Below are 5,785 nucleotides of genomic sequence, written 5' to 3'. Positions count from 1 at the left end.
CTTCCGCGAGATCGAACGCCAAACCGGAGTTTCCCACAATACGGTTATTAATTGGGTGGCTGCTGCAAGTTAAATCCATCATCTCGATCGGCAGGTCTCATCTATTTCGAGTGTAAGATCTAAGTCTATCCCCATACCCAGTTAACTGCATGCCTGACAATGATGAACTACCAATCGACTTAGCACAAATCGAGCGAGATTTGCGAGAGCGCGCACTGAATAAGCAAAAAGTTGCGTTAGATACACTAGCAAAGGTTTCCGCCGAAATCGCCGTACCGATCCTCGCCCGACTGTTGGAGTCGAGCGACTTTATGCAGCGGCGGGTTGCGGTGATGGGTTTGGGCAATCATCAGGTGGAGGAGTCGTTTCAAATATTGGCAAAGATTATTACTAGCGATGTCGATCCGAATGTTGTGGGTGAAGCGGCAAATTCGATCTTTGATTTTGGCGATCGGGCGATTCCATTATTGGTAAATTTATTTAAGAATACTAATAGCTGGTTAGTCCGTCAAAGTATTATCTCGCTATTACTCGATACTAATTACTATGCCGAAATTTTAACTACCGCCGAAATTGCGATCGCCGATGAGACTCAATCGGTAAAAGAAGTCGGCATTTTGGCTCTGGGACACTTATTAAATACGACTGTCGCCGAGCGCGCTTTATCATTACTTTTCGGCTTGTGTCACGATCCATCCTGGCGCAATCGCTGGCGGGCGACGATCGCGCTCCAGGGGCTGCAAAATGCCGCTACAAAGGCAGCGATTTCCAGACTTCAGCATGATGAGCATTTTCGGGTGGTAGCAGCGGCTCTAGAGGTAGCTAACCACTGGGCGAGTCAATAGACGAACGGTGAAAGTCAAGGCTATCTTCATCGGTTATCTCTACATCTGGCAACATTTCTCACCCCCAGTCACCTGCGTTAAAGTTGTAGATATTCGATAAATAACGGCGTTAGACGGTCAAAGTCGTTACATTAAAAGAATAAATAAGCTTCTATTACAGGTAGTTATGATTGACAAACTGCGCGCCCTCCTGAAACCAATGATTAAGTCCTTTGTAGCAGTCGGATTGGTTCTAACTCTCATCTTCGCTCAGACTGGCGATGCTCTCGCCGCCAGAAGCGGGGGACGGATTGGGGGCGGTTCGTTCCGTGCGCCCAGCCGAGGCTATAGTGCGCCTAGTGGCGGTGGTTACGGTCGCGGTGGTGGTGGTTTTTATCCCGGCGGTGGCTTGTCTCCCTTGTTCTGGTTCCTACCGTTTAGCGGTGGTGGTGGCGGACTCTTCTCGCTGCTAATTATGGTCGCAGTCGGTGGATTTTTACTCCAGACTTTCCGCCGGGTGACTGGTGGTGATAGTTTTGAAGGTGATGTTTATAATCCGCAGGTAGCGATCGCCGAAATTCAAGTTGGGCTATTAGCTAATGCTCGTAGCGTCCAGTCTAAACTAGACCAACTGGCGGAAACTGTCAATACCGATACCGCTAGCGGCAGAATGCACCTGCTTCAAGAAACCAGCCTCGAACTGCTACGTCACCCCGAATACTGGACTTACGCTAAGACTAGCACCCAGCAAGCCAAGCTCGATCGAGCTGAGGCAGTCTTCAATCAATTATCCCTCAACGAGCGTGGTAAGTTTACAACCGAAACTTTAAGCAAGGTTAACAACCAACTCCGTCAGGCAGATGCTAGTCCCATTCTTAACTCTACTGGTGAGTTGACCACAGTAGCGCAGCCAGAACGGGCAGAATACATTATCGTCACTCTATTAGTTGCGGCGACTCGCTCTCTCGACTTGCCCAAAATTAATGGTGATGCCGATCTTCGTCAGGCTCTACAAACCCTGGGTAGTGTCGATGCTAGTTCCATAGTTGCGATCGAAGCAATTTGGACACCTCAAGCCAATGGCGATGCTCTTACTACCGATGACATCCTCGCTTATTATCCCGATCTTAAATTAGTCTAACGATCGAAACTTAATTAGGTCACGGTATACACAAGTTAGATCTGCTTTGGCTCGGATGGTGTTACCCCCCCAACCCCCCCTTATAAAGGGGGGCTTTTCATACTCCCTCCCCTTTATAAGGGGAGGGCTGGGGTGGGGTAAAAGACTACGCATCTCCACCAGACTTAACTCCGCTACAACGTTTTCGCAGCCACAGGTAATTTAACTACAAATTCCGTCCAACCAGCATCACTAGTTGCGTGAATTTGACCATTTAATCGATCGACTAATTTTTGCACCAAAGATAGTCCTAAACCACTGCCACTTTGTCGTGCTGGCACCACTCCCGTGGAAGATCGATCGAAATCGGGAACTCGATAAAATTGCTCGAAAATATGTGGTAAATGTTGTCTAGATATTTCGGCTTGATTTTTAACCACAATTGTCAGCCATTCTGAATTTGGTTGGGCGGCAATCTCGACTGATATTTCTCCATCTACAGGTGTATACTTACAGGCATTATTTAATAGCTCGATAAAAATCTTATTTAAATAAAGGCGATCGATCCTAATCGTTGGTAGCCGTTGAGATACCGAAGTAATTAACTTTTGCCGATCGATACTCGCACGATGTCTAAATGGTTCGATCGTTGGTGGCAACCAAGTAGCGATTTCTAAAGATTCAAGATTTAGCTGCTGTTCTGGTAGGGGCGGTATCGATGCTATTGGCAGTCTTGCTGGGGACATGACGCGATCGCGTTCTCCGCTGACAAATTCTAATCGTTGTAAGTCTAAAATTCGATCGATCGATTCTACTTCGCGATCGCACTCTTGTTCGAGAATATCTAAATATTTTTCAGATCTATGTCCTAGTAATAGATGAGATATTTCTGGATCTGTTTCTAGGCTAGTTCTTAACATTTTCATTGCCATTTTGATATTCATCAATGGTGCCCGCAGATCGTGGGCGATACTATTGATATAATCATCTTTGTGTTGGCAAATCGATTCTAGCTTGCCGAGCCGCTCGATTAATTCTGCTAGATCGGATAATGGCGAACCGATCGCATTTTTAGACTCGGTTGTAGTTGATAGTTCTCCTACTAAATTCATCGCTGTCAGGAGTTGTTGCCCTAATGCCTGCACCCACGAAAGATCTTGCGGAGTCCAGACACTATTGAGATTTCCCAACAGGCAAATTCGTCCCCATAGTTCGGTTTCATTGCTCTCGTAAAATCCGGGCTGCTTGAGCAAAGGAACAAATACATATCGATCGCAAATATTGATATTCATTACAGTAGTCATGGCTGTAAATTCAACAATTTCGCGCTGATGCAATCGTCGATCGATTTCTGCTACTTTGTCAGGCTCTAAACTCAGCGTTAATTGCCCTAAATCTGGCAATTGGGCGATCGTCAACCAGCGATGTAACTGCGGTTGATACTGCTCGATTAAGACTCCATTTAAAACTAAAATTTCTTGAATTTGTGTAGCTGTAAGTTGACACAAATGAGTTGAGTCGATCGGGGTAAGCATAGCTGGTTATCGGGGTGCTGTAGTCGGGGAGTGCGTTCCGAGTAGACAAATCGGGTACTGTACGCTGGCATATAGCCTCTAGAGGCTCGAAAAAATCTGTCTAGCCGTCAAATTGATAAAATTTGTTACAATTTAATAATAAAACATGGCAAAAAGTATATGAGCGATCTAGATCCGGCGAACACAACATTACTAGCAACACAGTTAGAGAGCAAAGACTTGCGCGATCGGATGGTAGCATTAGCCTCACTGCGAAATGTGCCTGCGGATGTTGCCTTACCGTTAATCAAAAAAGTGCTCAATGATGAAAGCCTACAACTGCGATCGATGGCAGTGTTCGCTCTAGGTATCAAAGTCACATCCGAATCTTACCCGATTTTGATCGATATCCTCGCAAACGATCCAGATTATGGAATTCGCGCTGACGCGGCTGGTGCCTTAGGATACCTAGAAGATATCCGCGCTTTTGAAGCACTCGTGCGGGCATTTTATGAAGATACTGACTGGTTAGTCCGGTTTAGTGCGGCTGTCTCGCTGGGTAACCTCAAAGATCCGCGTGCTTTTGATGTGCTAATAAAGGCTCTAGATTCGCACGAAGTCGTCATTCAGCAAGCCGCAATCGCCGCGTTAGGCGAAATTAAAGCCCTCGCATCTGTAGACAAGCTGGTGACGTTTATCGAAGCTGAAGACTGGCTGGTACGCCAACGCCTAGCCGAAGCATTAGGGCAATTACCCACACCCAAGAGTATTTCTGCACTCAAATATCTCGCTAAAGACAGTCATCCTAATGTTTCTGCCGCTGCCACAATCTGTTTAGATCGGATGGAAGGCTAAATGAGTAGGGATGGGGAAGGTTATACTAATTAGGTGAATGGGTAAAGGATAGATCGCAATCGACTTCAATCGCCAGCCATCTTTTACCCCTAAAACCTAAAACCTAAAACCTAATTTATGAATGTTCGCGAATTTTTTGAGTTGAGTGCTGGCAAATGGTTTTCACAAAAGACTAGTCAACATCTGACTCTAAAACAGTCAGAACATGGTAAATCAGATTTAGTCATCGAAATTTTGCCAGCAGATAATCCTCAAGTGCTGCAATTATGCCAACAAGCTGGTGTCGAACCTGGCTCGATTTGGGGTGGCATTAAATATACATGGAAAGGTACGATTAGTTGGGATACCCAAAATGCTGTAAATCCCACAGGCAAATCGATCGCAATTGCCATTCCTGACTCACCAACAGCCAATACTGGCAAGTTTTTTCATGTTACCAGCGGCAATACTCGCCCCCATCAATTAGCTCAATACACACTCGGCGATGATGACGCGCTGACATTGGTAACAACAACCGCCCAAATCCGCGCCGAAGAACGAGTCTGGTTTGAAAGCAATAATGTCCGCCTCCGCACCACCATCGTCACTCAAACCAGCGGCGATTCACTAGCTTCCTTCTACTCAGAAATTCGCATGGGAGGCTAGGTTTTAGGTATGAGGCTTTAGGCTCTAGGATCGGGTTACTCCTTAGGGATGAGGATTTAATAATATACATATCTGCAGGTTGGGTTGAGCCTCGAAACCCAACATCCATAGAGAGTTGGGTTTCGAGGCTCTGCTTGGTGCAACGCACGCTGAGGGAACCTCAGCGCGATTGCATCCGCAACCCAACCTACGCAGGTTATTAAATCCTTATTTCTTACTCCCATTTCCCATCTCCAAACTCCCATCTCAGTAAATAATCTACCATCCAGCGACCGATCCCCTAGTTTTCTCGGTTGCGAAAATTGTTGCGGGGTGTAACAATGCTCTTGGTCTATTATCTGCTAAATATTAAAAGTACGTGCAATCTAATTTAATCGAACCAGTTAGCGACAACGCATCCTCATTCGACCGAGAAAGACTCCCATTTACAATCCAAGACGTTCGCTCTGCGATTCCCAAGTATTGCTTTGAGCCTTCTACCTGGAAGTCTTTATCTTATTTTTTCCGCGATGTCGTAATTGTAGCTGGCTTGTATGCGATCGCGTACAAATTAGACTCTTGGCTGTTTTATCCCATCTTCTGGTTCGCGCAAGCTACCATGTTCTGGGCGTTATTCGTGATCGGACACGACTGCGGACATGGTTCGTTTTCACGTCACAAGTGGCTCAACAACCTAGTCGGACATATCTCTCATTCTTTTATCTTAGTTCCATATCACGGCTGGCGAATCAGCCATCGGACGCACCACAAAAATACTGGGAACATCGAAACCGATGAAAGTTGGTATCCAGTTTCTGAAGCTAAGTACCAAGATATGGCAGGATGGG

General features: G+C 46.0%; 6 protein-coding genes. 5 read left to right on the top strand and 1 reads right to left on the bottom strand.

The window, feature by feature from the left end; all coding sequences use genetic code 11:
• The first annotated feature begins 149 nt into the window (after nucleotides 1-149).
• Complete coding sequence (locus tag Q0R35_RS16900; protein WP_295621089.1) at nucleotides 150-845, top strand: HEAT repeat domain-containing protein; 696 nt, start codon at nucleotides 150-152, stop codon at nucleotides 843-845.
• A gap of 166 nt (nucleotides 846-1,011) precedes the next feature.
• Nucleotides 1,012-1,965 carry a DUF1517 domain-containing protein gene (locus Q0R35_RS16895; protein WP_295621086.1) on the top strand — a complete coding sequence of 318 codons (954 nt, stop codon included), beginning with the start codon at nucleotides 1,012-1,014 and terminating at the stop codon, nucleotides 1,963-1,965.
• 173 nt (nucleotides 1,966-2,138) lie between these two features.
• Here the strand turns inward: Q0R35_RS16895 and Q0R35_RS16890 are convergent, their stop codons facing one another.
• Nucleotides 2,139-3,479: a HAMP domain-containing sensor histidine kinase gene (locus Q0R35_RS16890; protein WP_295621083.1), complete on the bottom strand. Its 1,341-nt coding sequence runs from the start codon at nucleotides 3,477-3,479 to the stop codon at nucleotides 2,139-2,141.
• A gap of 159 nt (nucleotides 3,480-3,638) precedes the next feature.
• Here Q0R35_RS16890 and Q0R35_RS16885 point away from each other — a divergent pair, with 159 nt between their 5' ends.
• The 3 genes from Q0R35_RS16885 to Q0R35_RS16875 all read left to right on the top strand — a co-directional run.
• Nucleotides 3,639-4,313, top strand: a complete 675-nt coding sequence (locus tag Q0R35_RS16885; RefSeq protein ID WP_295621080.1) for a HEAT repeat domain-containing protein — start codon at nucleotides 3,639-3,641, stop codon at nucleotides 4,311-4,313.
• 117 nt (nucleotides 4,314-4,430) lie between these two features.
• Entirely contained in the window at nucleotides 4,431-4,958 is a 528-nt protein-coding gene (locus Q0R35_RS16880) for a phycobiliprotein lyase (protein WP_295621077.1), read from the top strand.
• Between the two features lie 358 nt (nucleotides 4,959-5,316).
• Nucleotides 5,317-5,785, top strand: a 469-nt coding sequence (locus Q0R35_RS16875; RefSeq protein WP_295621074.1) for a DUF3474 domain-containing protein, incomplete at its 3' end; no start/stop codon positions are given.

It is taken from the genome of Chamaesiphon sp. GL140_3_metabinner_50, from assembly GCF_025361915.1.
In the GTDB taxonomy this organism is placed as follows: domain Bacteria; phylum Cyanobacteriota; class Cyanobacteriia; order Cyanobacteriales; family Chamaesiphonaceae; genus Chamaesiphon.
This window is presented reverse-complemented; position numbering and strand designations above follow the sequence as displayed.